Origin of the sequence: Leclercia sp. W6, from assembly GCF_003336345.1 — a bacterium.
Taxonomy (GTDB): domain Bacteria; phylum Pseudomonadota; class Gammaproteobacteria; order Enterobacterales; family Enterobacteriaceae; genus Enterobacter.
Genome location: NZ_CP031104.1, coordinates 3,359,715 through 3,386,697, shown reverse-complemented (window position 1 = coordinate 3,386,697; position 26,983 = coordinate 3,359,715). Strand labels below are relative to the sequence as shown.

Below are 26,983 nucleotides of genomic sequence, written 5' to 3'. Positions count from 1 at the left end.
TGTGAGGTTAAGCGACTAAGCGTACACGGTGGATGCCCTGGCAGTCAGAGGCGATGAAGGACGTGCTAATCTGCGAAAAGCGCCGGCGAGGTGATATGAACCCTTGACCCGGCGATGTCCGAATGGGGAAACCCAGTGTGATTCGTCACACTATCGTTAGCTGAATACATAGGTTAACGAGGCGAACCGGGGGAACTGAAACATCTAAGTACCCCGAGGAAAAGAAATCAACCGAGATTCCCCCAGTAGCGGCGAGCGAACGGGGAGCAGCCCGGAGTCTGAATCAGCTTGTGTGTTAGTGGAAGCGTCTGGAAAGTCGCAGGGTACAGGGTGATACTCCCGTACACGAAAGCACACTTGCTGTGAACTCGAAGAGTAGGGCGGGACACGTGGTATCCTGTCTGAATATGGGGGGACCATCCTCCAAGGCTAAATACTCCTGACTGACCGATAGTGAATCAGTACCGTGAGGGAAAGGCGAAAAGAACCCCGGCGAGGGGAGTGAAAAAGAACCTGAAACCGTGTACGTACAAGCAGTGGGAGCACCTTCGGGTGTGACTGCGTACCTTTTGTATAATGGGTCAGCGACTTATATTCTGTAGCAAGGTTAACCGTATAGGGGAGCCGAAGGGAAACCGAGTCTTAACTGGGCGTTAAGTTGCAGGGTATAGACCCGAAACCCGGTGATCTAGCCATGGGCAGGTTGAAGGTTGGGTAACACTAACTGGAGGACCGAACCGACTAATGTTGAAAAATTAGCGGATGACCTGTGGCTGGGGGTGAAAGGCCAATCAAACCGGGAGATAGCTGGTTCTCCCCGAAAGCTATTTAGGTAGCGCCTCGTGAACTCATCTCCGGGGGTAGAGCACTGTTTCGGCTAGGGGGCCATCCCGGCTTACCAACCCGATGCAAACTGCGAATACCGGAGAATGTTATCACGGGAGACACACGGCGGGTGCTAACGTCCGTCGTGAAGAGGGAAACAACCCAGACCGCCAGCTAAGGTCCCAAAGTCATGGTTAAGTGGGAAACGATGTGGGAAGGCACAGACAGCCAGGATGTTGGCTTAGAAGCAGCCATCATTTAAAGAAAGCGTAATAGCTCACTGGTCGAGTCGGCCTGCGCGGAAGATGTAACGGGGCTAAACCATGCACCGAAGCTGCGGCAGCGACACTATGTGTTGTTGGGTAGGGGAGCGTTCTGTAAGCCTGCGAAGGTGTGCTGTGAGGCATGCTGGAGGTATCAGAAGTGCGAATGCTGACATAAGTAACGATAAAGCGGGTGAAAAGCCCGCTCGCCGGAAGACCAAGGGTTCCTGTCCAACGTTAATCGGGGCAGGGTGAGTCGACCCCTAAGGCGAGGCCGAAAGGCGTAGTCGATGGGAAACAGGTTAATATTCCTGTACTCGGTGTTACTGCGAAGGGGGGACGGAGAAGGCTATGTTGGCCGGGCGACGGTTGTCCCGGTTTAAGCATGTAGGCGGAGGTTCCAGGTAAATCCGGTACCTTTTAACGCTGAGGTGTGATGACGAGGCACTACGGTGCTGAAGCAACAAATGCCCTGCTTCCAGGAAAAGCCTCTAAGCATCAGGTAACATCAAATCGTACCCCAAACCGACACAGGTGGTCAGGTAGAGAATACCAAGGCGCTTGAGAGAACTCGGGTGAAGGAACTAGGCAAAATGGTGCCGTAACTTCGGGAGAAGGCACGCTGATATGTAGGTGAAGCCCCTGCGGGTGGAGCTGAAATCAGTCGAAGATACCAGCTGGCTGCAACTGTTTATTAAAAACACAGCACTGTGCAAACACGAAAGTGGACGTATACGGTGTGACGCCTGCCCGGTGCCGGAAGGTTAATTGATGGGGTTAGCGGCAACGCGAAGCTCTTGATCGAAGCCCCGGTAAACGGCGGCCGTAACTATAACGGTCCTAAGGTAGCGAAATTCCTTGTCGGGTAAGTTCCGACCTGCACGAATGGCGTAATGATGGCCAGGCTGTCTCCACCCGAGACTCAGTGAAATTGAAATCGCTGTGAAGATGCAGTGTACCCGCGGCAAGACGGAAAGACCCCGTGAACCTTTACTATAGCTTGACACTGAACACTGGTCCTTGATGTGTAGGATAGGTGGGAGGCTTTGAAGTGTGGACGCCAGTCTGCATGGAGCCGTCCTTGAAATACCACCCTTTAATGGCTGGTGTTCTAACGTGGACCCGTTACCCGGGTTGCGGACAGTGTCTGGTGGGTAGTTTGACTGGGGCGGTCTCCTCCTAAAGAGTAACGGAGGAGCACGAAGGTCAGCTAATCCTGGTCGGACATCAGGAGGTTAGTGCAATGGCATAAGCTGGCTTGACTGCGAGAGTGACGGCTCGAGCAGGTGCGAAAGCAGGTCATAGTGATCCGGTGGTTCTGAATGGAAGGGCCATCGCTCAACGGATAAAAGGTACTCCGGGGATAACAGGCTGATACCGCCCAAGAGTTCATATCGACGGCGGTGTTTGGCACCTCGATGTCGGCTCATCACATCCTGGGGCTGAAGTAGGTCCCAAGGGTATGGCTGTTCGCCATTTAAAGTGGTACGCGAGCTGGGTTTAGAACGTCGTGAGACAGTTCGGTCCCTATCTGCCGTGGGCGCTGGAGAATTGAGGGGGCTGCTCCTAGTACGAGAGGACCGGAGTGGACGCATCACTGGTGTTCGGGTTGTCATGCCAATGGCACTGCCCGGTAGCTAAATGTGGAAGAGATAAGTGCTGAAAGCATCTAAGCACGAAACTTGCCCCGAGATGAGTTCTCCCTGACCCTTCGAGGGTCCTGAAGGAACGTTGAAGACGACGACGTTGATAGGCCGGGTGTGTAAGCGCAGCGATGCGTTGAGCTAACCGGTACTAATGAACCGTGAGGCTTAACCTTACAACGCCGAAGCTGTTTCGGTGGGTTTGAGAGATTTTCAGCTGATACAGATTACAGAATTTGCCTGGCGGCTGTAGCGCGGTGGTCCCACCTGACCCCATGCCGAACTCAGAAGTGAAACGCCGTAGCGCCGATGGTAGTGTGGGGTCTCCCCATGCGAGAGTAGGGAACTGCCAGGCATCAATTAAAGCCGAAAGCCCATCCTCACGGATGGGCTTTTTGCGTTGGGCGTTAAAAAAGCCGGGTTGCGGCTTCGCCTTACCCGGCCTACGGCTATCCCTTTCTTGAAACTTTCTCACCTTTCACATGCAGACTCGACATTTGCCCGATTCCTGGTTATTGTCAGCTATCTGGATGTCTAAACGTTTATACGTATGCTGTGAGGATGTAAGGTTATGCCGATTCGGGTGCAGGACGAGCTACCAGCCGTCAATTTCTTGCGTGAAGAAAATGTCTTTGTCATGACGGCTTCGCGCGCTACAGGTCAGGAAATTCGCCCTCTGAAGGTGCTTATCCTGAACCTGATGCCAAAGAAGATTGAGACGGAAAACCAGTTCCTCCGCTTGCTCTCAAACTCCCCGCTGCAGGTCGATATTCAGCTGCTGCGTATTGATGCGCGCGAGTCCCGTAATACGCCTTCTGAGCATCTCAATAACTTCTACTGCAACTTTGAAGATATCCGTAACGAGAACTTTGATGGCTTGATCGTTACCGGTGCGCCGCTTGGTCTGGTTGAATTCAACGACGTTGCCTACTGGCCGCAAATCAAGCAGGTGCTGGAGTGGGCCAAAGATCATGTCACGTCAACCCTGTTCGTCTGCTGGGCGGTCCAGGCGGCGCTCAACATTCTGTACGGCATCCCTAAACAAACCCGTACCGAAAAGCTCTCTGGTGTCTATGAGCATCATATTCTGCATCCTCATGCGCTGCTGACTCGCGGGTTTGATGACTCCTTCCTGGCGCCGCATTCACGCTATGCTGATTTCCCGGCTGCCCTGATCCGCGACTACACCGATCTTGAGATCCTCGCGGAAACCGAAGAGGGCGATGCCTATCTGTTTGCCAGCAAAGACAAGCGTATTGCCTTTGTCACTGGCCATCCGGAATACGATCCCGATACCCTGGCGAGCGAATATTTCCGCGATGTGGAAGCGGGCTTGAATCCGGACGTACCGTACAACTATTTCCCGCAAAACGATCCGCAGAACAAACCACGTGCCACCTGGCGCAGCCACGGCAATCTGCTGTTTACCAACTGGCTTAACTACTACGTCTACCAGATCACGCCGTACGATCTGCGCCACATGAATCCGACGCTGGATTAATCCTCTGACGATCCTCATCCTGTAGCGTTTCAGCTCTCCAGTTAAGGCACCTTCGGGTGCCTTTTTTATTTCCGAAATTCACTCCGCATGTAGAAAAATTTTTAAATTCATTTTTATCAGTAAGTTACCAACCATTTAAATTAAAAATGGAAATTGTTTTTGATTTTATCGCAGAGCGAGATAGTCTTAATTCTGCTGAGCGAAAACTACACAAGGATCTTTCGTTCGCGTGGGGGAAATAAATTCGGATCAATGACGAGGAGCAGCGCAATGAATCAACAGGCAACCATTATCGATGAACTGTCCTTTACTCAACCGTATGGTGAGCAGGAGAAGCAGGTCCTGACCGCCGATGCCGTAGAGTTCCTTACCGAGCTGGTGACCCGCTTCACGCCAAAACGCAATAAATTACTGGCGGCACGCATCCAGCAGCAGCAAGACATTGATAACGGAAAGCTGCCTGACTTTATTTCGGAAACTGCTTCCATTCGAGAAGGGAACTGGACGATCCGCGGTATCCCGCAGGATCTGCAGGACCGACGCGTCGAGATCACCGGGCCGGTTGAGCGCAAAATGGTGATCAACGCGCTGAACGCCAATGTGAAGGTCTTTATGGCCGATTTTGAAGATTCACTGGCACCCGACTGGAATAAAGTGATTGATGGGCAGATCAATCTGCGTGATGCGGTTGATGGCACCATCAGCCACACCAACGAAGCGGGCAAAATCTACCAGCTTAAGCCTAACCCGGCGGTGCTGGTTTGCCGCGTGCGTGGCCTGCATTTACCGGAAAAGCATGTCACCTGGAACAATGAGGCGATCCCCGGCAGCCTGTTCGATTTTGCGCTCTACTTCTTCCATAACCATAAAAACCTGCTGGCAAAAGGCAGCGGACCTTACTTCTATCTGCCAAAAACGCAGTCATGGCAGGAAGCGGCCTGGTGGAGTGAGGTCTTCAGTTACACTGAAGACCGTTTTGAACTGCCGCGCGGCACCATCAAGGCCACGCTGCTGATTGAAACATTGCCCGCGGTTTTCCAGATGGATGAGATTCTGCATGCCCTGCGTGACCATATTGTTGGTCTGAACTGCGGCCGCTGGGATTACATTTTTAGCTATATCAAGACGCTGAAAAACCACCCCGATCGCGTCCTGCCGGATCGTCAGGTGGTGACCATGGACAAATCATTCCTGAATGCCTATTCGCGTCTGCTGATCAAAACCTGCCACAAGCGCGGCGCCTTCGCGATGGGCGGCATGGCAGCCTTTATTCCCAGCAAAGACAGCGAACGTAACACCCAGGTGCTGAACAAAGTGAAGGCTGATAAAGAGCTGGAAGCCAGCAACGGCCATGACGGCACCTGGGTGGCGCACCCCGGCCTGGCAGATACCGCCATGGAGGTCTTCAACCGCATCCTGGGCGATAACAAAAACCAGCTGCACGTGACCCGCGAAGATGATGCGCCCGTTACCGCTGCACAGCTCCTCGAGCCGTGCGAGGGCGAGCGCACCGAAGAGGGGATGCGCGCCAACATCCGCGTGGCCGTCCAGTACATCGAAGCGTGGATCTCCGGTAACGGCTGTGTACCGATTTACGGTCTGATGGAGGATGCCGCCACCGCCGAGATCTCCCGCACCTCTATCTGGCAGTGGATCCATCATCAGAAAACGCTCAGCAACGGCAAGCCCGTCACCAAAGCCCTGTTCCGCCAGATGCTGTCGGAAGAGATGCTGAACATTCAGGAAGAGCTGGGCGAGCACCGCTTCAGCAGCGGTCGCTTCGACGCCGCCGCGCGCCTGATGGAACAGATCACCACCTCAGATGACTTAATCGATTTCCTGACGCTGCCGGGCTACCGCCTGCTGGCCTGATTTCACCACATAACAATATGGAGCATCTGCACATGAAAACCCGTACCCAACAGATCGAAGCATTACAGAACGAGTGGACTCAGCCGCGCTGGGAAGGCATTGAACGCCCTTATAGCGCTGAGGATGTGGTGAAGTTACGCGGCTCGGTAAACCCGGAATGCACCCTGGCGCAGCTGGGTGCCGCCAAAATGTGGCGTCTGCTGCACGGCGAGTCGAAGAAAGGCTACATCAACAGCCTCGGCGCGCTGACCGGCGGCCAGGCGTTGCAGCAGGCGAAAGCGGGGATTGAAGCGGTCTATCTGTCAGGCTGGCAGGTGGCGGCAGATGCCAACCTCGCGTCCAGCATGTACCCGGATCAGTCCCTCTATCCGGCGAATTCCGTCCCGGCCGTGGTGGAGAGAATCAACAACACCTTCCGTCGTGCGGATCAGATCCAGTGGGCATCCGGTATTGAGCCAAACGATCCGCGCTTCGTAGATTACTTCCTGCCGATTGTGGCCGACGCCGAGGCGGGCTTTGGTGGGGTACTGAATGCCTTTGAGCTGATGAAATCGATGATTGAAGCCGGTGCAGCGGCCGTCCACTTCGAAGATCAGCTGGCCTCCGTGAAGAAGTGCGGACACATGGGCGGCAAAGTGCTGGTTCCGACTCAGGAGGCGATCCAGAAACTGGTGGCTGCCCGTCTGGCCGCTGATGTCATGGGCGTCCCGACGCTGGTCATTGCCCGTACCGATGCCGATGCCGCGGATCTGATCACCTCCGACTGCGACCCTTACGATAGCCAGTTTATTACCGGCGAACGCACCAGCGAAGGGTTCTATCGTACCCATGCCGGCATTGAGCAGGCGATTAGCCGCGGTCTGGCGTATGCCCCCTATGCGGATCTGGTATGGTGCGAAACCTCCACCCCGGATCTGGCGCTGGCGAAACGCTTTGCCGATGCCATCCATGCGAAATACCCGGGCAAGCTGCTGGCCTACAACTGCTCACCCTCCTTCAACTGGCAGAAAAACCTGGACGATAAGACTATCGCCAGCTTCCAGCAGGAACTGTCGGAGATGGGCTACAAATACCAGTTCATCACCCTCGCGGGCATTCACAGCATGTGGTTCAACATGTTTGACCTGGCGCACGCCTACGCGCAGGGCGAGGGCATGAAGCACTACGTCGAGAAGGTCCAGCAGCCGGAGTTCGCGGCAAGTCAAAAGGGCTATACCTTCGTCTCGCACCAGCAGGAAGTAGGAACAGGCTACTTCGACAGAGTGACCACCATCATTCAGGGCGGCGCCTCCTCCGTCACCGCCCTGACCGGGTCGACCGAAGAAGCGCAGTTCTGATAACGGAAACGCCCGGTGGCGCTGCGCTTACCGGGCCTACGGTTCTGTTTCCTGGGGTGAGGGACATCTATGTCGCGTGGCCTGGAATTACTGATTGCGCAGACTATCTTGCAGGGCTTTGATGCTCAGTATGGCCGTTTTCTGGAAGTGACGGGCGGGGCGCAGCAGCGCTTCGAGCAGGCAGACTGGCACGCCGTGCAGCAGGCCATGAAACAGCGTATTCATCTCTACGATCACCATGTGGGTCTGGTGGTAGAGCAGCTGCGCTGCATCACCGGCAGCACCGATATCAATGCCGCTTTTTTGCTGCGGGTGAAAAGCCATTACACCCAGCTGCTGCCGGATTATCCGCGCTATGAAATTGCGGAAAGCTTTTTCAATTCCGTCTACTGTCGGCTGTTTGATCACCGCTCGCTGTCACCGGAGCGGCTTTTTATTTTCAGCTCTCAGCCGGGGCAACGTTTTCGCGCCCTGCCGCGTCCGCTGGCGAAAGATTTCTACCCTGAACAGGGATGGGAGGCGTTGTTAACCAAAGTGTTGGCCGACCTTCCCCTGCGTCTGCCGTGGCAAAATCGCCCGCGTGATGTCGGGTATATCATTGCCCATCTTTTGGAAACGCTCGGCGCGGACACTCTGCCAGACTCTCATTTACAGGTAGCGAATGAACTGTTCTACCGCAACAAAGCCGCCTGGCTGGTGGGGAAACTGATTACCCCGGACGCCACACTGCCGTTTTTACTGCCCATTCACCGCAGCGATGAAGGCGAACTGGTGGTGGATACCTGCCTGACCACCAGCGCCGAAGCGAGCATGGTTTTCGGCTTCGCCCGTTCCTACTTTATGGTTTACGCCCCCCTGCCAGGCGCGCTGGTGGAGTGGCTGCGTGAGATCCTGCCCGGTAAAACCACCGCTGAGTTGTATATGGCGATAGGGTGCCAGAAACATGCGAAAACCGAGAGCTACCGGGAATACCTGCACTATATCGCCCATGCCGATGAGCAGTTTATCGAGGCGCCAGGCATTCGCGGCATGGTGATGCTGGTCTTTACCCTGCCGGGTTTTGACCGGGTGTTTAAGGTGATAAAGGATAAATTCGCCCCGCAGAAAGAGATGTCTGCCGCCCATGTACGCGCCTGCTACCAGCTGGTTAAGGAGCACGATCGCGTCGGGCGCATGGCGGATACCCAGGAGTTTAAGAATTTTGTTCTCGATAAGCGACAGATTGCGCCGCAGCTGATGGCGCTGTTGCTCCAGGAAGCGCCAGAAAAAATCAGCGATCTGGGGGATAAAATCGTCATCAGTCATCTCTACATTGAACGGCGGATGGTGCCGCTCAATATCTGGCTGGAGCAGTCAGAGGGGCAGGCGCTGCACGATGCGATTGAAGAGTACGGCAATGCCATCCGGCAGCTGGCGGCAGCCAATATCTTCCCGGGCGACATGCTGTTTAAAAACTTTGGCGTCACCCGTCACGGGCGGGTCGTGTTCTATGACTACGACGAAATCTGCTACATGACGGAAGTGAATTTTCGTGAAATCCCGCCGCCGCGCTACCCGGAAGATGAGCTCGCCAGCGAGCCGTGGTACAGCGTCTCGCCGGGGGATGTCTTCCCGGAGGAGTTTCGCCACTGGTTATGCGCTGACCCGCGTATCGGAGCACTGTTTGAAGAGATGCATGCCGATCTGTTTCGCGCCGATTACTGGCGTGGCCTGCAGACCCGCATTAAGAACGGGCATGTGGAAGATGTTTATGCTTACCGGCGTAAGCAGCGGTTTAGCGTGAAGTATGCGGCTTAACGCCGGGTGGCGGCTGCGCCTTACCCGGCCTACAGAATTTTGTAGGCCCGTGCAAGCATAGCGCCGCCGGGCATTGAAGACTTAACGAATCCCACCATACGCCAGCGTCACCTCTTTCGCCGCCTTAATCACCAGCGCTCCCAGCTCGGTCACCCGGTCGTCGGTCATCCGTGAGATCGGCCCGGAGATGGAGATAGCGGCAAACGGCTCGCGGTGCTCATCATAAATGCAGGCGGCAATACAGCGCAGGCCGAGAGCATGCTCTTCATCATCGAAGGAGTAGCCGCGCTTGCGCGTCAGGGCTAAATCCTCTTTCAGATGGACCGGTGATACCAGCGTCGCATGGGTATAGGCGTGTAAGCCTTTGCGGTGCAGCAGACCCGTTACCTGCTCTTCGCTGAGCTGGGACAAAAACGCTTTTCCTGCCCCGGAGGCGTGCATCGGCAGTTTGCCGCCAATCGGCGCCGACATGCGCATCAGTTGGGTACACTGCACCTGGTCGATAATAATCGCCTGATGATCGCTCTGATCGAGCACCGCCAGGTTGACCGTCTCGCCGGAGTCTTCCATCAGCTTGCGCAGGATCGGGTGGACAATAGCGAGCAGATTACGGCTCTGCAAAAAGCTGCTGCCGACTATAAACGCGTGGGCACCCACGGACCAGTGCCCGAGCTCGCCCACCTGACGAACAAAGCCCAGCTGCTGCATTGTGGTCAGCAGGCGATGGGTGGTGGAGTTTGGCAGACCTGCCTGCTGGGCCAGCTCCGTTAGCGCCACGCTGCTGTGCGACTCGGCTATCCATTCGAGGAGCTTTAACCCCCGGGTCAGGGACTGGACTTGACCGCCCGCCTGGGCGGTCGCGGCGGCGGGTTTTCTGCCGCGTTTAGCGGGAACGGTGGCGACCATGGCAGGCTCCTTTTTTCTGTATCGTGGAAATCATTTTCGTTTTATTTGGATGTTTTGCAACCGTTATCCTGACTGATCGGATGAGTCATGCTGAACATGTCTCATGTTACCGCGGTGTGACTTTTCCCCTTAGCAAGATTATGCCAGTATGGACTGCTGGCCTTTTGGCCTGGTTGAGCGTTGTCGGGAGCAAGTGTGAGCAGCAAAGTAGATCAACTGCGTGCGCAGTTAAATGAACGCATTCTGGTACTGGATGGCGGTATGGGCACCATGATCCAGAGCTATCGTCTGAGTGAAGACGACTTTCGCGGTGACCGTTTCGCCGACTGGCCCTGCGATCTAAAAGGTAACAATGACCTGCTGGTACTCAGCAAGCCAGAGATTATCGCCGCCATTCACTACGCCTATTTCGAGGCGGGTGCGGATATCGTTGAGACCAACACCTTTAACTCGACAACCATCGCCATGGCGGATTACGAGATGGAATCCCTGTCGGCGGAGATCAACTACGAGGCTGCGAAGCTGGCCCGCGCCTGCGCCGATGAGTGGACGGCCCGCACGCCAGAGAAACCGCGCTATGTGGCGGGCGTACTTGGCCCGACCAACCGCACCGCCTCTATCTCGCCAGATGTGAACGATCCGGCTTTTCGTAATATCACCTTTGACCAGCTGGTAACCGCGTACCGCGAGTCCACCAAAGCGCTGGTGGAAGGCGGTGTCGATCTGATCATGATTGAAACGGTCTTCGATACGCTCAACGCCAAAGCCGCCATCTACGCGGTGAAAGAGGAGTTCGAAGCCCTGGGGGTCGACCTGCCGATTATGATCTCCGGCACCATCACCGATGCCTCTGGCCGTACCCTTTCCGGACAGACGACTGAAGCCTTTTATAACTCCCTGCGCCACGCCGATGCGCTGACCTTTGGTCTGAACTGTGCCCTGGGGCCGGACGAACTGCGCCAGTATGTGCAGGAGCTGTCGCGCATCGCGGAGTGCTACGTCACTGCTCACCCGAATGCCGGCCTGCCGAACGCCTTTGGTGAGTACGATCTCGATGCTGCCACCATGGCGGCGCAGATCCGCGAGTGGGCCGAATCCGGGTTCCTGAATATCGTCGGCGGCTGCTGCGGCACCACGCCAGAGCACATTGCCGCTATGAGCAACGCGGTGGCGGGCCTGGCGCCACGTAAGCTCCCCGATCTGCCGGTGGCCTGTCGACTGTCTGGTCTTGAGCCGCTGAACATTGGCGATGACAGCCTGTTTGTGAACGTTGGCGAACGTACCAACGTGACCGGCTCCGCGAAGTTCAAACGCCTGATCAAAGAAGAGAAGTACAGCGAAGCGCTGGATGTTGCCCGCCAGCAGGTTGAGAGCGGGGCGCAGATCATTGATATCAACATGGATGAGGGGATGCTCGACGCCGAAGCGGCGATGGTGCGTTTCCTCAACCTGATTGCCGGTGAGCCGGACATTGCCCGCGTGCCGATTATGATCGACTCCTCGAAGTGGGAAGTGATCGAAAAAGGGCTGAAGTGCATTCAGGGCAAGGGGATCGTTAACTCCATCTCAATGAAAGAGGGGGTTGAGCCCTTTATCCATCACGCGAAGATGGTGCGCCGCTACGGTGCCGCCGTGGTGGTGATGGCCTTTGACGAAGTGGGCCAGGCGGATACCCGTGAGCGCAAAATTGAGATTTGCCGCCGCGCATACCAGATTTTGACCGAAGAGGTCGGCTTCCCACCGGAAGACATTATCTTTGACCCGAACATCTTTGCCGTCGCCACCGGGATCGAAGAGCACAATAACTACGCCCAGGACTTTATTGGCGCCTGCGAAGACATCAAGCGCGAGCTGCCGCATGCCCTGATCTCCGGCGGCGTCTCCAACGTCTCGTTCTCGTTCCGCGGTAACGACCCGGTGCGTGAGGCGATCCACGCGGTGTTCCTCTATTACGCCATCCGTAACGGGATGGACATGGGGATCGTTAACGCCGGGCAGCTGGCGATTTATGACGACCTGCCACTGGAGCTGCGCGACGCGGTTGAGGATGTGATCCTGAATCGCCGCGACGACGCCACCGAGCGCATGCTGGAGCTGGCCGAAAAGTATCGCGGCAGCAAAGCCGATGACAGCGCCAATGTCCAGCAGGCCGAATGGCGTACCTGGGATGTGAAAAAACGCCTCGAATATTCGCTGGTAAAAGGGATCACCGAGTTTATCGAACAAGATACCGAAGAGGCCCGCCAGCAGGCCGCGCGCCCGATTGAAGTGATCGAAGGGCCGCTGATGGACGGCATGAACGTGGTCGGCGATCTGTTCGGCGAGGGCAAAATGTTCCTGCCGCAGGTGGTGAAATCCGCCCGCGTGATGAAGCAGGCCGTGGCCTATCTGGAGCCGTTTATCGAAGCCAGCAAAGAAAAAGGCTCCAGTAACGGCAAGATGGTCATCGCCACCGTAAAAGGCGATGTGCATGACATCGGCAAAAACATCGTTGGCGTGGTGCTGCAGTGTAATAACTACGAGATTATCGATCTGGGCGTGATGGTGCCGGCTGAGAAAATCCTCAAAACCGCACGCGAAGTGAATGCCGATCTGATTGGCCTCTCCGGACTGATTACCCCGTCGCTGGATGAGATGGTCAACGTGGCGAAAGAGATGGAGCGCCAGGGCTTTACCATTCCGCTGCTCATTGGCGGAGCGACCACCTCGAAAGCGCATACGGCGGTGAAGATCGAGCAGAACTACAGCGGACCGACGGTCTATGTGCAGAACGCCTCGCGCACGGTTGGCGTGGTTTCGGCGCTGCTGTCCGAAACCCAGCGCGACGACTTTGTTGCCAGAACCCGCAAAGAGTATGAAACGGTGCGCATTCAGCACGGGCGTAAAAAGCCGCGCACCCCGCCGGTAACGCTGGTTGCGGCGCGGGATAACGATCTGGCCTTTGACTGGTCGAGCTATACGCCGCCAGTTGCCCATCGTCTGGGCGTGCAGGAGGTAACGGCCAGCATCGAGACCCTGCGTAACTATATCGACTGGACGCCGTTCTTTATGACCTGGTCGTTGGCCGGGAAGTACCCGCGCATTCTCGAAGATGAGGTGGTGGGCGAGGAGGCGAAGCGCCTGTTTAAAGATGCCAACGACCTGCTCGATAAGCTCAGCGCCGAGAAAACCCTCAACCCGCGCGGCGTGGTGGGGCTGTTCCCGGCGAACCGCGTAGGCGACGATATCGAAATTTATCGCGATGAGACGCGTACTCACGTGCTGACCGTAAGCCATCATCTGCGTCAGCAGACCGAAAAGGTGGGTTTTGCTAACTACTGCCTGGCCGATTTTGTCGCGCCGAAGCTGAGCGGTAAAGCGGACTACATCGGTGCCTTCGCCGTGACCGGCGGGCTGGAGGAGGACGCGCTGGCGGATGCCTACGAAGCGCAGCATGATGATTACAACAAAATCATGATCAAAGCGATTGCCGACCGTCTGGCCGAGGCGTTTGCGGAATACCTGCACGAGCGGGTGCGTAAGGTGCACTGGGGTTACGCGCCTACTGAGAATCTCAGCAATGAGGATCTGATCCGCGAGAACTACCAGGGGATCCGTCCGGCGCCAGGCTACCCTGCCTGCCCGGAGCACACCGAGAAAGGCACTATCTGGCGGCTTCTGGATGTCGAAGCCCATACCGGCATGAAGCTCACCGAATCCTTCGCCATGTGGCCGGGTGCATCGGTTTCCGGCTGGTACTTCAGTCACCCTGACAGCAAATACTTCGCCGTGGCACAGATCCAGCGTGACCAGGTGGAAGATTATGCCCTGCGTAAAGGGATGAGCTTGGCGGAGGTGGAGCGCTGGTTAGCGCCAAACCTCGGCTACGACGCCGACTGACCTGGCTTACTTGCCAGCTTGCATCAGGGCTGTCCTCACTACGGGCAGTCCGTGTGCAATCTGACTGCGCCGCCGACGGTCAGGGTCCGGCTCACGTCACGTTTCCTTACAACAAACAGGGCACCCAATGGGTGCCCTGTCTCTTTCTTACGTTTGACCCCTTATACTTGAGAGGAGCTCAGGCCAGGCGTAGGCCGGATAAGCGAAGCGCCATCCGGCGTTTCTGGCATGGGCTTAAGGAACCGATAACGAAAAGGAGAACCTGTATCCGTGCTGACTCTGCTACATCTGCTTTCTGCCGTGGCGTTGCTGGTCTGGGGCACCCATATTGTCCGTACCGGCGTAATGCGCGTTTTTGGTGCCCGCTTACGTACCGTTCTTAGCCGCAGCGTTGAGAAAAAGCCGCTCGCGTTCTGTGCAGGCATTGGCGTCACCGCGCTGGTGCAAAGCAGCAACGCCACCACTATGCTGGTCACCTCGTTTGTGGCCCAGGATCTGGTGGCGCTGACGCCTGCGCTGGTGATTGTTCTCGGTGCCGATGTAGGGACCGCGCTGATGGCGCGAGTATTGACCTTTGATCTCTCCTGGCTGTCGCCGCTGCTGATCTTTATTGGCGTGATATTTTTCCTTGGCCGTAAGCAGACCCGGGCCGGACAGCTGGGGCGCGTGGGGATCGGCCTTGGGCTGATTCTGCTGGCCCTGGAGCTGATCGTTCAGGCCGTCACCCCCATTACGCAGGCCAGCGGCGTCCAGGTTATCTTCGCTTCGCTGACCGGCGATATTATGCTGGATGCGTTGATTGGTGCGGTGTTTGCGCTTATCAGCTACTCCAGCCTGGCGGCGGTGCTGTTAACCGCGACCCTGACCGCGGCGGGGATCATCTCCTTCCCGGTCGCCCTCTGTCTGGTGATTGGTGCGAACCTTGGCTCCGGCCTGCTGGCGGTACTTAACAACAGCGCAGCCAATGCCGCAGCGCGCCGCGTAGCGCTTGGCAGCCTGCTGTTTAAGCTGGTGGGAAGCCTGATTATTCTGCCGTTCGTTAAGCCGCTGGCGGACCTGATGGATAACCTGTCGCTGCCGGAATCGGAGATGGTCATCTACTTCCACGTCTTCTATAACCTGGTGCGCTGCGTGGCGATGGTGCCCTTTGCTGGGCCAATGGCGCGCTTCTGTGAACGTATCATCCGTGATGAACCGGAGCTTGATACCCGTCTGAAACCGAAACATCTCGATACCACCGCGCTGGATACCCCGGCGCTGGCACTGGCCAATGCCGCCCGCGAAACGCTGCGCATGGGCGATGCGATGGAGTTAATGCTGGAGGGGCTGAAAAAGGTGGTGCATGGCGAGCCGCGGGAAGAGAAAGCGCTGCGTAAACTCGCCGACGATATCAACGTGCTCTATACCGCCATCAAGCTCTATCTGGCGCGGATGCCAAAAGATGAGCTGGCGGAAGAGGAATCCCGTCGCTGGGCGGAGATCATCGAGATGTCGCTTAACCTTGAGCAGGCCTCTGACATCGTCGAGCGCATGGGGAGTGAAATTGCCGACAAATCGCTGGCGGCCCGCCGGGCATTCTCCCTGGAAGGGGTTAAAGAGCTGGACGCACTGCACGATCAGCTGCTCGCCAACCTGAAGCTGGCGATGTCGGTCTTTTTCTCCGGCGACGTACCCAGCGCCCGCCGTCTGCGCCGTAATAAACACCGGTTCCGTATTCTCAACCGTCGCTATTCCCACGCGCACGTTGACCGTCTGCACCAGCAGAACGTGCAAAGCATCGAGACCAGCTCCCTGCACCTGGGGCTGCTTGGCGACATGAAGCGCCTTAACTCCCTGTTCTGCGCGGTGGCTTACAGCGTAATGGAGCAGCCGGATGAGGACGATGGACGGGATGAGTATTGATCTGGAAAGCGCCTCGCAGAACGGAGCGGCGAGGCGTGAGTAAACACATCGCCTGGTTTAATGTTATGCCATGGATGATATGTATAAAATTTTATACAGGGATGTGTTATGCTGCCAGAAAGACCGACCCTGCGCCCGATAGCCTGGGTAGGGAGTGCGTTCGATGATTTGCTCTGTTTTCCCGAAGAGGTCCGCCGGGAGGCTGGCTATCAGTTGCACCGCCTGCAGGCAGGGTTAGAGGCGGCAGACTGGAAGCCAATGACGGAGATTGGCAGAGGCGTGGAAGAAGTCAGATTGCGCAGTAGTTCTGGGGCTTACCGTATCCTCTACCTGGCCCGTTTTGAAGAGGCTGTTTATATCCTGCACTGTTTTATAAAAAAAAGCCGACGTACATCCGAGCACGATAAGCGTATCGCGAAAGCGCGTTTTCAGAGCGTAATGGAGGAGCTAAGGAGTGGAAAATGAGTCAGGCCATTGATTGTAAAATTCGCCATATCACCCCTACAGAGGCAAATATTTTTGCCGAACTCGGCTTTAACGAGCATGAATCTAAACATCTGCAGGAGGATGCCCAGAAAGACGTCGAACAACTGTTGCTGCTTAAACGACAGCTGATGCAAGAAATTTCAGCATGGATTGCTGAGCATAACCTTCGTCAGGCGGACGCCGCGGAGAAGCTCAATGTCTCACGACCGCGTGTGTCAGATGTCGTGAATCTTAAAACCAGCAAGTTTACTCTTGATACCCTGGTGATGATGCTCAGCAAACTTGGGAAACCTGTCTCAGTGACGGTAGGCTGATCTTTTTACCAGCCGAAACCTAAGGTATATTTCGCCTCTACAGGAGAAATTATGCTGCCAACTCAATCCACCCGATTAAACAAATACATTAGCGAGAGCGGGATCTGCTCGCGCCGCGAGGCTGACCGTTACATCGAACAGGGCAACGTGTTTATCAACGGTAAACGCGCCACCATTGGCGATCAGGTTGTTCCTGGCGATGTGGTCAAAGTGAATGGTCAAACGATCGAGCCCCGTAACGCAGAAGACCTGGTGTTTATCGCGCTGAACAAACCGGTTGGCATTGTCAGTACCACGGAAGATGGCGAGCGTGACAACATCGTGGATTTCGTCAACCACAGCAGCCGTATCTTCCCGATTGGCCGCCTGGACAAAGACTCCCAGGGGTTGATTTTCCTCACCAACCACGGCGATCTGGTGAACAAGATCCTGCGTGCCGGTAACGACCACGAAAAAGAGTACATCGTCACGGTTAACAAACCGGTGACGGACGACTTTATCCGCGGCATGGGCGCAGGCGTTCCGATCCTCGGCACGGTGACGAAAAAGTGCAAGGTGAAGAAAGAGGCGCCGTTCGCGTTCCGCATTACCCTGGTTCAGGGGTTGAACCGCCAGATCCGCCGCATGTGCGAATATTTCGGTTACGAAGTGACGAAGCTGGAACGTACGCGCATTATGAACGTCAGCCTCTCCGGCATCCCGCTGGGCGAGTGGCGCGATCTGACCGATGATGAACTGATTGAGCTCTTTAAGCTGATTGAGAATTCATCCTCGGAAGCGAAACCAAAAGCGAAAGCCAAACCGAAAACGCAGGGCATCAAACGCCCGGTGGTTAAGGCTCCGCAATCGGAAGAGAAAAGCCGGGCGAAGCCTGCCGGAAACGGAAAGCGCTTTACGTCGCCAGGCCGTAAAAAGAAAGGGCGCTAATCAGCGCCTTCCACGGGTTGGGGTATTCGCTGACCAGGAAAATGTCGCCTCTTTATCTACTTTATAAGCCTGCTCTTTTCGAAGTTTGCGGGCTTTTTTGGCGTCCAGCTCACGCTGCGCCATCAGTTTGTCGATGTACTCTTTTTTGAGGTGATTGGTTTCGGCGTTGGTCAGCAGACGGCCATGGGCGATACGCGCGCGGTCGAGCAGGGTTTTCAGTTCGCGCTGCTCGCTTTCCGTCATCTCTTTCTGGGTCAATCTTGGTGTGGACATACCTGAAGCCTCCTGTGAAAGAGGCTTCAGTGTAAAGCATGCCTTCGCTGCGGCGAAGTGAATTAACCTTCCTTCACCACATCGCTTTTCTTTTGCCCCTCGAGCGGCTTACCCGACCAGTAACCCGCCAGCAGCGAGCCGGAAAGGTTATGCCATACCGAGAAGAGCGCGCCCGGCAGTGCTGCCAGCGGCGAGAAGTAGATTTTGCCGAGAGCCGCGGCCAGCCCAGAGTTCTGCATCCCCACTTCAATCGCCAGCGTGCGGCAGGTGGATTCGTCAAAGCCGAACAGCTTCCCGCCCCAGTAGCCGCCCATCAGGCCAATAATGTTGTGCAGTACCACGGCGATAATCACCACAAAACCGACAGAGGCAATATGCGCCGCAGAACCGGCGACCACGGCGCTGATGATCGCCAGAATACATACCATTGAAAACGCGGGCAGAGCGGGCTCAACGGCTTTTACCACGCGAGGGAACAGGTGATGAATCACCAGCCCCAGCGCAATCGGGATCACCACGATTTGCAGAATGCTCAGCAACATTCCCATCACATCCACCTGAATGTGGGCATCCACATATAGACGCGTCAGCAGCGGGGTCGCCACCACGCCCACCAGCGTGGAGACAGAGGAGATGGTCACCGACAGCGCCACATCCCCTTTCGCCAGATAGATCATCACGTTGGAGGCGGTACCGCTGGCCACGCTGCCCACCAGTACCATCCCGGCGGAGAGGTCTGGCGGCATCTTAAAGGCGATAGCCAGGGCCCATGCCGCCAGGGGCATCACCAGATAGTGCAGAAAGATCCCCGCCGCAACCGGGGCGGGACGCGACAGGACGCGTTTAAAATCGTCGATTTTCAGGTGCACGCCCATGCCGAACATGATCAGCATCAGCAGCGTGGTGACCCACGGGCCGACAGGGGTAAACGTGGCGGGCGTATAATAGGCTATAACAGAGAGCAGCAGCGCCCATAGCGGGAACAGCCGGGTGATGGCGGATAACATACAGATTCCTTGCGATTTGTTGTGTTGTATCGTTATTAAAAAGCCGGGATCGAGCCCGGCTTAGAGGTATTGTTTATCGTGCTAAGTAATTTTGTTCAATCAAATAATATTCATGATCGCTGACGTACGCTCTCCCAGCTCAGGCCAAAGCGGGCCAGATATTTGCGGAGCCTGTCGGCATCGTTAGGATTCGCTTTTTTCAAACGCGAGACGGCAAAAAGTTCGCGTCCGGCCTCAGACATGGAGGCACTGTGGCGACAGACCTCCAGCACGGTTTCCAGTTGACGCAAATCGAAAAGGTCGATCGCCATTTCTGCCGTAGCCGGTAGCGAAATAGCCTGCCAGTCGCTAAGCAGACGGGCAATTTCCTCCTCAACCAACGCCAGCGTAATACGCCCCTGCTCAGCAAGCGTGGCCATTCGCGCCACAGAGGATCCCAGTTCACGAAAGTTACCGCGCCATAACGCCTGCGGAGAGTCAGCAAAACGCAGATAGCGCTCGCGCGCCTCTTTGTCGAAACGAACCTGAGATTGTGCTTCGGCCGCAAAGCGTTGCAGTTCGTACTCCACGTTGGGGGCGATATCTTCCCGGCGCTGCGCCAGGCCGGGCAGGGCAAAACTCCACATATTGATACGGGCGTAGAGATCTTCGCGAAAACGACCTTCCGCCACCCACTGACGCATATCCCGGTGCGTGCCGGCAATCAGCTGAAAATCGCTCCTGACCTCTTTATCGGAGCCAAACGGGAAGAAGGTTTTTTCTTCGATAGCTTTCAACAGCATGGCCTGTTCATCGAGGCCCAGTTCGGCAATCTCATCTAAAAACAGCACGCCGCCATCGGCCTCGCGCAGCAGCCCGGCGCGGGTCGTTGCCGCCCCGGTAAACGCCCCTTTGACATGGCCGAAAAGGGTCGACATGGCGTTGTCGCCCCGCAGCGTGGCGCAGTTTACTGCTACCAGCCTGCCGAAAAGCTGATGACGGGATTGCTTAAGCTGGTAGATGCGGTTGGCGAGAAACGATTTTCCGGCCCCCGTTGGGCCAGTCAGCAGGACAGGAGCGGTCGAGCGCAGCGCCACACGCTCAATCCGATCGATCAGGGTGTTGAAGATGGCATTGCGGGTATCAATCCCGGCTTTCAGGAACGAAACGGATTCCTGCTGTTCACGCTGAAAGCGGCTGGTCAACGTGGTATAGCGGCTTAAATCCAGATCGATAATCGAGTAACGGCCGACGGGGACGGCCTCTTCAGGCGCATCCCTGCTGGCAGGGCCGGTCTGGATCAGGCTGGCGGGAAGGTATCGCGCTTCGGTCAGCAAAAACCAGCAGATCTGCGCCACGTGCGTACCGGTGGTGATATGCACCAGGTACTCTTCATGCTCGGTGTCAAACTTATAGTGTGTGGCGAAGTCGAGGAAGGCGGCGTAGACCTCCTCAAAATCCCAGGGATCGGCGATGGTGACGGGACATGCGTGCACGGTGGTATGGGGGGAAAGCTGGCTGATATCTTCCGTTATCTGTTCCGCCATCCCCCGGTCCTGCGGCTGGTGGAGCAACTCAAGCCTGTCGACGTGCAGATCGGGCTGGAGGCAAAGCGCGACCGTTGGGCGCCATTTACGTAAGCGGTTAGCCCGCTTGCCGCGTTTGTCCATCACCGTACCCAGTACCCCAATAACCACTCGCCGCTTTTTCATGTTTATCCTGCAAGATAAAATCCGATATCAAAAGATAAAAAAATTCTGCGAGTCAGGCAACGCTTTAAGAGGGAAAATGAATAAAGAATAATATAATCAATGAGATATGTTTTTTATGTTGAGGGTGATTATTCTGGCACGCTTCTGGCAATACTTCTCAGTAATAGATAGCCCTGAGGATGAGCACTATGAAACAGAATGATTTTGACGTTTTAACGGCGCAGCACAGCGCACCGGTAAAAATGTGGACGCACGGGGTGCCCGTTGAGCCAGAGGCGCGCGAGCAGTTGCTCAATACCGCAAAGATGCCGTTTATCTTTAAACATCTGGCGGTGATGCCGGATGTGCATCTCGGAAAAGGCTCCACCATTGGCAGCGTGATCCCCACCAAAGGGGCCATCATTCCGGCGGCGGTGGGGGTGGATATCGGCTGTGGGATGATTGCCGTGCGGACATCTCTGCTGGCAGGCGATCTGCCGGATAACCTTCACGGGCTGCGCAGCGCCATTGAACAGGCGGTGCCGCACGGGCGGACCAATACCCGCTCCCATCGCGATAAGGGCGCATGGGCAAAGACGCCGGATGAGGTGGATAACCACTGGGCCCGGCTGGCGCCGCGCTTCAAACGGCTGACGGATAAATATCCGCAACTGCTGAAAACCAATAACCATCAGCATCTGGGGACGCTGGGCACCGGGAACCACTTTATCGAGATCTGCCTGGATGAGCAGCAACGCGTCTGGGTCATGCTGCACAGCGGTTCGCGTGGTGTGGGCAATGCTATCGGCAATGTGTTTATCACGCTGGCGCAGAAGGATATGCAGCAGCATATTGCCAACTTGCCTGACAGAAACCTGGCCTATTTCCAGGAGGGGAGCCGGCACTATAACGACTACATCGAAGCCGTGGAGTGGGCACAGGATTTTGCGCGCCATAACCGCGAGGTGATGATGTCCCGCGTGCTGGCCGCGCTCTCGCGCATTGTGCCAAAGCCTTTCCTCACGCAGCAGGAGGCGGTGAATTGCCATCACAACTATGTCCAGAAAGAGCGTCATTTTGGTGAAGAGGTCCTGGTGACGCGCAAAGGGGCGGTGTCGGCGCAGAAGGGCGAGATGGGGATCATCCCCGGGTCGATGGGGGCGAAGAGCTTTATCGTGCGCGGCCTGGGCAATGAAGAGAGCTTCTGCTCCTGCAGCCACGGGGCAGGGCGGGTGATGAGCCGCACGGCGGCCAAAAAACGCTTCACCGTCGCCGATCAGGTTCGCGCCACGGCTCACATCGAGTGCAGAAAAGACAGCGAGGTTATCGATGAGATACCGATGGCCTATAAAGACATCGATGCCGTCATGGCGGCGCAGGCCTCGCTGGTCGAGATCGTCCATACCTTGCGCCAGGTGGTATGTGTAAAAGGATAAAAGAGATGGCTGATAACGGTGCTGGCAGGATAAAAAAAGGGCCCGGTTTACCGGGCCTTTTTTTGTTATTCAAACAAGTTATGATGCAGTTTCTGCACAACCTGCTCGGCTTCATGGCCTGGTACCAGGAAGCAGAGGTTGTAACTGGATGCGCCATAGCAAATCATGCGGATGTTAAACGGATCCAGCACGCCAAACACCTCTTTGCCCACGCCGCTGGCGCGGGACAGCTCGTTACCGATGATCGCCACCAGGGCGAGATCTTCTTCCACCTCGACGCGACACAGCTCAGAGAGTTCCATCAGCAGGGACTGCGTCAGCAGGGTATCGCCGGTGGAGGTTGAGCCGGTGGTGTCCAGGGTCAGGGCGATGTTCACCTCTGAGGTGGTCACCAGATCAACCGAGATACTGTGGCGCGCCAGAATGCTGAACACCTCGGCCAGGAAGCCGCGGGAGTGCAGCATGCTCAGGCTGTGCAGGGTCAACAGGGTCTGTTTACGACGTAGGGCGATGGCGCGGAACAGCGGTGGGTTTTCGGTGGTGTTGCACACCATGGTGCCGCCCGCTTTTGGATCCTTGCTGGAGCCGACGAACACAGGAATGTCGCTGCGCACTGCCGGCAGTAGTGTCGCCGGGTGCAGCACTTTCGCGCCGAAGGTCGCCATCTCGGCGGCCTCTTCAAAGGCGATCACGTCAATACGTTTTGCCGCCGGCACCACGCGCGGGTCGGTGGTGTAGATGCCCGGCACGTCCGTCCAGATATCCACACGGGAGGCTCGCAGCGCCTCGCCCAGCAGGGCTGCGGTGTAGTCGCTGCCGCCACGGCCCAGGGTGGTGGTGCGGCCTTTGGCTTCGCTACCGATAAAGCCTTGGGTGATGACAATCCCTTCCGCCAGACGCGGTGCCAGCTGTTGGGTCGTCAGTTCGGCAATGGCCTCAATGTCCGGCTCGGCACGGCCAAAGCGATCGCTGGTGCGCAGCACTTTACGCACGTCAAACCACTGCGACTGAACGTTACGCTCGCGCAGCACTTCGACAAACAGCAGGGTCGACATCAGCTCACCGTGGCTGACCAGTTCGTCGGTCAGGGCGGTGGAAGTGGCCAGCGAGGCGGCTTCCGCCAGGGTGATGATATTTTCCAGCAGGCGCTCAATCTCTTCGCTGATGACGCTCGGATCGCGCAGGCGGCTAAGGATATCGAACTGAATTTTGTGCAGCGCTTCCAGCTTCGCCTGGCGCTCGCTCGCTTCCAGCCCTTCTGCCAGGGCAACCAGCAGATTGGTGACGCCCGCCGAAGCAGACAACACCACCAGCCGGGTATTCGGATCGGCCAGCACCACATCGGCGCTGCGGTTCATGGCATCAAAATCGGCCACGCTGGTACCGCCAAACTTGGCGACAACAAAACTCGTCATAACAACCTCGTGTCAGGGAAGGAAAAGAGCGACCATGGCACAAGGACAAAATAGTTTTATCGGTGCAGGCGCAAATACCGTGTGTATAAATAAAATGTGCAGAGGATCCTGTCAACGCCGGGATTATGCGGATTTTTCATGCTGCCTTCCATATGAGAAACAGGACTTATAACAGCTATACTTTTGGGGCTTTTGCACTGCACTTGATGCAGGCCAGGCCAATGGCATAAAAACCATCACAATTTTTGGCGACAGAGGCTACAATCGACCGAGGTCACAATTCTCAATTCAGAAGAGTATTGCTATGAAAAATATCAATCCAACGCAGACTGCAGCCTGGCAGGCATTACAGAAACACTTTGATGAGATAAAAGACGTCACCATCGCGGAGCTGTTCGCGAAAGACGGCGATCGTTTTAATAAGTTCTCCGCGACCTTCGACGATCAGATGCTGGTCGATTTTTCCAAAAACCGCATCACCGAAGAGACGCTGGCAAAACTGCAGGATCTGGCGAAAGAGACCGATCTGAGCGGTGCCATCAAGTCCATGTTCTCTGGCGAGAAGATCAACCGCACCGAAGATCGCGCCGTACTGCATGTTGCACTGCGTAACCGTAGCAATACTCCAATCATCGTTGACGGCAAAGATGTGATGCCGGAAGTGAACGCCGTGCTGGAAAAGATGAAAACCTTCTCGGAAGCAATCATCTCAGGTCAGTGGAAAGGCTACACCGGCAAACCGATCACCGACGTGGTGAACATTGGTATCGGCGGCTCCGACCTCGGCCCATTCATGGTGACCGAAGCGCTGCGCCCGTATAAGAACCACCTCAACATGCACTTTGTCTCTAACGTCGATGGCACCCACATCGCCGAAGTGCTGAAAAAAGTGAACCCGGAAAGCACCCTGTTCCTGGTGGCGTCTAAAACCTTCACCACCCAGGAAACCATGACCAACGCCCACAGCGCGCGCGACTGGTTCCTGAAAACTGCCGGTGATGAGCAGCACGTGGCGAAACACTTCGCGGCGCTCTCCACCAACGCTAAAGCGGTCGGCGAGTTCGGCATCGACACTGCCAACATGTTCGAGTTCTGGGACTGGGTTGGCGGCCGTTACTCCCTGTGGTCCGCAATCGGTCTGTCCATCATCCTCTCCGTGGGCTACGACAACTTTGTTGAGCTGCTCTCCGGCGCGCATGCGATGGACAAACATTTCTCTACCACTCCGGCAGAGAAAAACCTGCCGGTGCTGCTGGCGCTGATCGGCATCTGGTACAACAACTTCTTTGGTGCAGAAACCGAAGCGATCCTGCCGTACGACCAGTACATGCACCGTTTCGCAGCCTACTTCCAGCAGGGCAATATGGAATCCAACGGTAAATACGTTGACCGTAACGGTAACGCCGTGGATTACCAGACCGGCCCAATCATCTGGGGTGAGCCTGGCACCAACGGCCAGCACGCGTTCTACCAGCTGATCCACCAGGGCACTAAAATGGTACCGTGCGATTTCATCGCCCCGGCTATCACTCATAACCCGCTGTCTGACCACCATCCGAAGCTGCTGTCGAACTTCTTCGCGCAGACCGAAGCGCTGGCGTTCGGTAAAGCGCGTGATGTGGTTGAGCAGGAGTATCGCGATCAGGGTAAAGATCCGGCGACCCTGGATCACGTGGTGCCGTTCAAAGTGTTCGAAGGCAACCGCCCAACTAACTCCATCCTGCTGCGTGAGATCACCCCGTTCAGCCTGGGCGCGCTGATTGCCCTGTATGAGCACAAAATCTTCACCCAGGGTGCCATCCTGAACATCTTCACCTTTGACCAGTGGGGCGTAGAGCTGGGCAAACAGCTGGCTAACCGCATCCTGCCTGAGCTGGGTGATAACCAGGAGATTAGCAGCCACGACAGCTCCACCAACGGCCTGATTAACCGTTATAAAGCCTGGCGCGCATAATTCTGCTGCGGTCTGTCTGCCCGGTGGCGCTACGCTTACCGGGCCTACAAAACCCCCGTAGGCCGGGCAAACGGAGTGCCGCCCGGCAGATCTGCACAAAATATAAACAAAAAATATAGATCCCCGTCACATTTTTGCGTTATACAGGAATCTCGTCCCGGAGAATGAGGTGCTGTATGACATCCCTGACTCGCCCACGCGTTGAGTTTATCTCAACCATTCTGCAGACCGTGCTGAACCTGGGTCTGCTGAGCCTTGGCCTGATCCTGGTCGTCTTCCTCGGTAAAGAGACGGTGCATCTGGCTGATGTGCTTTTTGCCCCTGAGCAATCCAGCAAATACGAGCTGGTTGAAGGGCTGGTGGTTTACTTTCTCTACTTCGAATTTATCGCCCTGATCGTCAAGTACTTTCAGTCTGGCTTCCACTTCCCGCTGCGCTACTTTGTCTACATTGGTATCACCGCGATTGTGCGGCTGATCATCGTCGATCATAAATCGCCCCTCGACGTGCTGCTCTACTCGGCGGCTATTCTGCTGCTGGTGGTCACCCTCTGGCTGTGCAATTCGAAGCGACTGAAGCGGGAATAAAAAAAGGGCGGCCCGAGGGCCGCCGAATACAGTCACAAGTTTGGATCAAGACATCAAGGCAAAGTTGAGGGTTGCAGTGGAAAAACAATGAAACTTAACCTTTCACGCCTCCCGCGGTCAGGCCGTTCACCAGCCAGCGCTGGGCCAGCAGGAAGACGACGGTGATCGGGATAGCGGAGAGTACGGCGGCGGCGGCAAAGTCGCCCCACAGGTAGTTTTGCGGGTTGAGGTATTGCTGCATCCCTACCGCCAGGGTGTAGCTGTTCACATCACGCAGCAGCAGTGAAGCGACCGGCACTTCGGTGATGGCGGCGATAAACGACAGAATAAAGACCACCGCCAGAATCGGTACGGAGAGCGGCAGCAGCACCAGGCGGAACGCCTGCCACGGGGTGGCGCCATCCAGCGACGCGGCCTCTTCCAGCGAGTTGTCGATGGTTTCGAAATAGCCTTTGATGGTCCAGACGTGCAGCGCGATCCCGCCGAGGTAGGCGAAAATCACCCCGCCGTGGGTGTTCAGACCGATAAAGGGCACGTACTGGCCGAGACGGTCAAACAAGGCGTACAGGGCCACCAGGGACAGGACCGCCGGGAACATCTGGAAAATCAGCATCCCTTTCAGCAGCGTCGCTTTCCCTTTGAAGCGCATACGGGCAAAGGCGTAGGCGCAGGTGGTGGAGAGCGTCACGATACCGATCGCGGTGATGGTGGCGACTTTCACCGAGTTCCACAGCCACAGCAACACCGGGAACGGCGGCGGGGTGACGCGGCCATCGGCATGCTCCACGCTGAAGCCCAGCGCTAACTTCCAGTGCTCCCAGGAGATTTGCTCCGGGATCAGGCTACCGGTGGCGAAGTTACCCGAACGCAGGGAGATGGCGATAACCATCAGCAGCGGGAACATGATTGCCGCGATAAAAATCAGCAGACCCAGGTGGGTGATCAGTAAACGTAACTTTTGTGATTTGGGTTGGACCATAGCCATTTTC

18 protein-coding genes and 2 rRNA genes are annotated in these 26,983 nt (G+C 56.3%); 14 read left to right on the top strand and 6 right to left on the bottom strand.

The genetic code is table 11. The features are described 5' to 3' along the window. Positions 1–5 precede the first annotated feature (5 nt). The 6 genes from DVA43_RS16475 (at position 6) to aceK (ending at position 9,238) form a co-directional block, all read left to right on the top strand. Positions 6–2,907: ribosomal RNA gene (locus tag DVA43_RS16475) — 23S ribosomal RNA — on the top strand. 63 nt (positions 2,908–2,970) lie between these two features. Further along, positions 2,971–3,086: ribosomal RNA gene (rrf, locus tag DVA43_RS16470) — 5S ribosomal RNA — on the top strand. A 216-nt stretch (positions 3,087–3,302) separates the two neighbouring features. Beyond that, the gene (gene metA, locus DVA43_RS16465; RefSeq protein WP_103177818.1) at positions 3,303–4,232 is read left to right on the top strand and encodes a homoserine O-succinyltransferase; all 930 of its coding nucleotides are present in this window, start codon (positions 3,303–3,305) and stop codon (positions 4,230–4,232) included. Between the two features lie 270 nt (positions 4,233–4,502). After that, positions 4,503–6,104: a malate synthase A gene (gene aceB, locus DVA43_RS16455; RefSeq protein WP_114316169.1), complete on the top strand. Its 1,602-nt coding sequence runs from the start codon at positions 4,503–4,505 to the stop codon at positions 6,102–6,104. Between the two features lie 32 nt (positions 6,105–6,136). Next, positions 6,137–7,441, top strand: coding sequence for an isocitrate lyase (gene aceA, locus DVA43_RS16450; RefSeq protein WP_103177820.1), 1,305 nt, complete (start codon positions 6,137–6,139; stop codon positions 7,439–7,441). A gap of 69 nt (positions 7,442–7,510) precedes the next feature. Beyond that, positions 7,511–9,238, top strand: coding sequence for a bifunctional isocitrate dehydrogenase kinase/phosphatase (gene aceK / locus DVA43_RS16445; protein ID WP_114316168.1), 1,728 nt, complete (start codon positions 7,511–7,513; stop codon positions 9,236–9,238). An 81-nt stretch (positions 9,239–9,319) separates the two neighbouring features. Here the strand turns inward: aceK and iclR are convergent, their stop codons facing one another. Continuing rightward, entirely contained in the window at positions 9,320–10,144 is an 825-nt protein-coding gene (iclR, locus tag DVA43_RS16440; RefSeq protein WP_103177822.1) for a glyoxylate bypass operon transcriptional repressor IclR, read from the bottom strand. Between the two features lie 195 nt (positions 10,145–10,339). Here iclR and metH point away from each other — a divergent pair, with 195 nt between their 5' ends. The 5 genes from metH to rluF all read left to right on the top strand — a co-directional run bounded on the left by metH (position 10,340) and on the right by rluF (position 17,652). Beyond that, complete coding sequence (gene metH, locus DVA43_RS16435; protein ID WP_114316167.1) at positions 10,340–14,023, top strand: methionine synthase; 3,684 nt, start codon at positions 10,340–10,342, stop codon at positions 14,021–14,023. A 270-nt stretch (positions 14,024–14,293) separates the two neighbouring features. Beyond that, complete coding sequence (locus DVA43_RS16430; RefSeq protein ID WP_103825374.1) at positions 14,294–15,925, top strand: Na/Pi cotransporter family protein; 1,632 nt, start codon at positions 14,294–14,296, stop codon at positions 15,923–15,925. Positions 15,926–16,033: 108 nt separating this feature from the next. Next, positions 16,034–16,390 (top strand): type II toxin-antitoxin system RelE/ParE family toxin, encoded by a 357-nt coding sequence (locus tag DVA43_RS16425; RefSeq protein ID WP_103177825.1) that lies wholly within the window; start codon positions 16,034–16,036, stop codon positions 16,388–16,390. Further along, entirely contained in the window at positions 16,387–16,725 is a 339-nt protein-coding gene (locus DVA43_RS16420; RefSeq protein ID WP_114316166.1) for a helix-turn-helix domain-containing protein, read from the top strand. Before DVA43_RS16425 ends, DVA43_RS16420 begins: the two co-directional genes overlap by 4 nt. 51 nt (positions 16,726–16,776) lie before the next feature. After that, positions 16,777–17,652: a 23S rRNA pseudouridine(2604) synthase RluF gene (gene rluF / locus DVA43_RS16415; RefSeq protein ID WP_103825377.1), complete on the top strand. Its 876-nt coding sequence runs from the start codon at positions 16,777–16,779 to the stop codon at positions 17,650–17,652. Here rluF and DVA43_RS16410 read toward each other — a convergent pair whose 3' ends face one another. The 3 genes from DVA43_RS16410 to rtcR form a co-directional block, all read right to left on the bottom strand. Further along, positions 17,653–17,925 (bottom strand): DUF3811 domain-containing protein, encoded by a 273-nt coding sequence (locus DVA43_RS16410; protein WP_103177828.1) that lies wholly within the window; start codon positions 17,923–17,925, stop codon positions 17,653–17,655. A gap of 62 nt (positions 17,926–17,987) precedes the next feature. Further along, a complete protein-coding gene (gene panS / locus DVA43_RS16405) occupies positions 17,988–18,932 on the bottom strand; it encodes a ketopantoate/pantoate/pantothenate transporter PanS (RefSeq protein ID WP_114316165.1) in 945 nt (314 codons plus the stop codon). Between the two features lie 110 nt (positions 18,933–19,042). After that, on the bottom strand, positions 19,043–20,623 hold the full coding sequence (gene rtcR / locus DVA43_RS16400) for an RNA repair transcriptional activator RtcR (protein WP_114316164.1): 1,581 nt from the start codon (positions 20,621–20,623) through the stop codon (positions 19,043–19,045). Between the two features lie 188 nt (positions 20,624–20,811). On the opposite strand from rtcR, the gene DVA43_RS16395 reads away from it, so the two are divergent. Beyond that, entirely contained in the window at positions 20,812–22,038 is a 1,227-nt protein-coding gene (locus tag DVA43_RS16395) for an RtcB family protein (protein WP_114316163.1), read from the top strand. Between the two features lie 65 nt (positions 22,039–22,103). Here the strand turns inward: DVA43_RS16395 and lysC are convergent, their stop codons facing one another. Further along, positions 22,104–23,453 carry a lysine-sensitive aspartokinase 3 gene (gene lysC / locus DVA43_RS16390; protein ID WP_103825382.1) on the bottom strand — a complete coding sequence of 450 codons (1,350 nt, stop codon included), beginning with the start codon at positions 23,451–23,453 and terminating at the stop codon, positions 22,104–22,106. 304 nt (positions 23,454–23,757) lie between these two features. Here lysC and pgi point away from each other — a divergent pair, with 304 nt between their 5' ends. Both pgi and psiE read left to right on the top strand, forming a co-directional pair. Further along, positions 23,758–25,407: a glucose-6-phosphate isomerase gene (pgi, locus tag DVA43_RS16385; RefSeq protein ID WP_114316162.1), complete on the top strand. Its 1,650-nt coding sequence runs from the start codon at positions 23,758–23,760 to the stop codon at positions 25,405–25,407. A 176-nt stretch (positions 25,408–25,583) separates the two neighbouring features. After that, a complete protein-coding gene (gene psiE / locus DVA43_RS16380; protein ID WP_114316161.1) occupies positions 25,584–25,994 on the top strand; it encodes a phosphate-starvation-inducible protein PsiE in 411 nt (136 codons plus the stop codon). Positions 25,995–26,088: 94 nt separating this feature from the next. Here psiE and malG read toward each other — a convergent pair whose 3' ends face one another. Beyond that, positions 26,089–26,979: a maltose ABC transporter permease MalG gene (gene malG, locus DVA43_RS16375; RefSeq protein ID WP_032615951.1), complete on the bottom strand. Its 891-nt coding sequence runs from the start codon at positions 26,977–26,979 to the stop codon at positions 26,089–26,091. Positions 26,980–26,983 lie beyond the last annotated feature (4 nt).

Coding starts and splice junctions, on each gene's coding strand:
- lysC (WP_103825382.1), bottom strand. CDS start 23,453: ATGACGAGTTTTGTTGTCGCCAAGTTTGGCGGTACCAGCGTGGCCGAT.
- metA (WP_103177818.1), top strand. CDS start 3,303: ATGCCGATTCGGGTGCAGGACGAGCTACCAGCCGTCAATTTCTTGCGT.
- aceA (WP_103177820.1), top strand. CDS start 6,137: ATGAAAACCCGTACCCAACAGATCGAAGCATTACAGAACGAGTGGACT.
- rtcR (WP_114316164.1), bottom strand. CDS start 20,623: ATGAAAAAGCGGCGAGTGGTTATTGGGGTACTGGGTACGGTGATGGAC.
- malG (WP_032615951.1), bottom strand. CDS start 26,979: ATGGCTATGGTCCAACCCAAATCACAAAAGTTACGTTTACTGATCACC.
- aceB (WP_114316169.1), top strand. CDS start 4,503: ATGAATCAACAGGCAACCATTATCGATGAACTGTCCTTTACTCAACCG.
- pgi (WP_114316162.1), top strand. CDS start 23,758: ATGAAAAATATCAATCCAACGCAGACTGCAGCCTGGCAGGCATTACAG.
- panS (WP_114316165.1), bottom strand. CDS start 18,932: ATGTTATCCGCCATCACCCGGCTGTTCCCGCTATGGGCGCTGCTGCTC.
- DVA43_RS16420 (WP_114316166.1), top strand. CDS start 16,387: ATGAGTCAGGCCATTGATTGTAAAATTCGCCATATCACCCCTACAGAG.
- rluF (WP_103825377.1), top strand. CDS start 16,777: ATGCTGCCAACTCAATCCACCCGATTAAACAAATACATTAGCGAGAGC.
- DVA43_RS16410 (WP_103177828.1), bottom strand. CDS start 17,925: ATGTCCACACCAAGATTGACCCAGAAAGAGATGACGGAAAGCGAGCAG.
- DVA43_RS16395 (WP_114316163.1), top strand. CDS start 20,812: ATGAAACAGAATGATTTTGACGTTTTAACGGCGCAGCACAGCGCACCG.
- psiE (WP_114316161.1), top strand. CDS start 25,584: ATGACATCCCTGACTCGCCCACGCGTTGAGTTTATCTCAACCATTCTG.
- DVA43_RS16425 (WP_103177825.1), top strand. CDS start 16,034: ATGCTGCCAGAAAGACCGACCCTGCGCCCGATAGCCTGGGTAGGGAGT.
- iclR (WP_103177822.1), bottom strand. CDS start 10,144: ATGGTCGCCACCGTTCCCGCTAAACGCGGCAGAAAACCCGCCGCCGCG.
- aceK (WP_114316168.1), top strand. CDS start 7,511: ATGTCGCGTGGCCTGGAATTACTGATTGCGCAGACTATCTTGCAGGGC.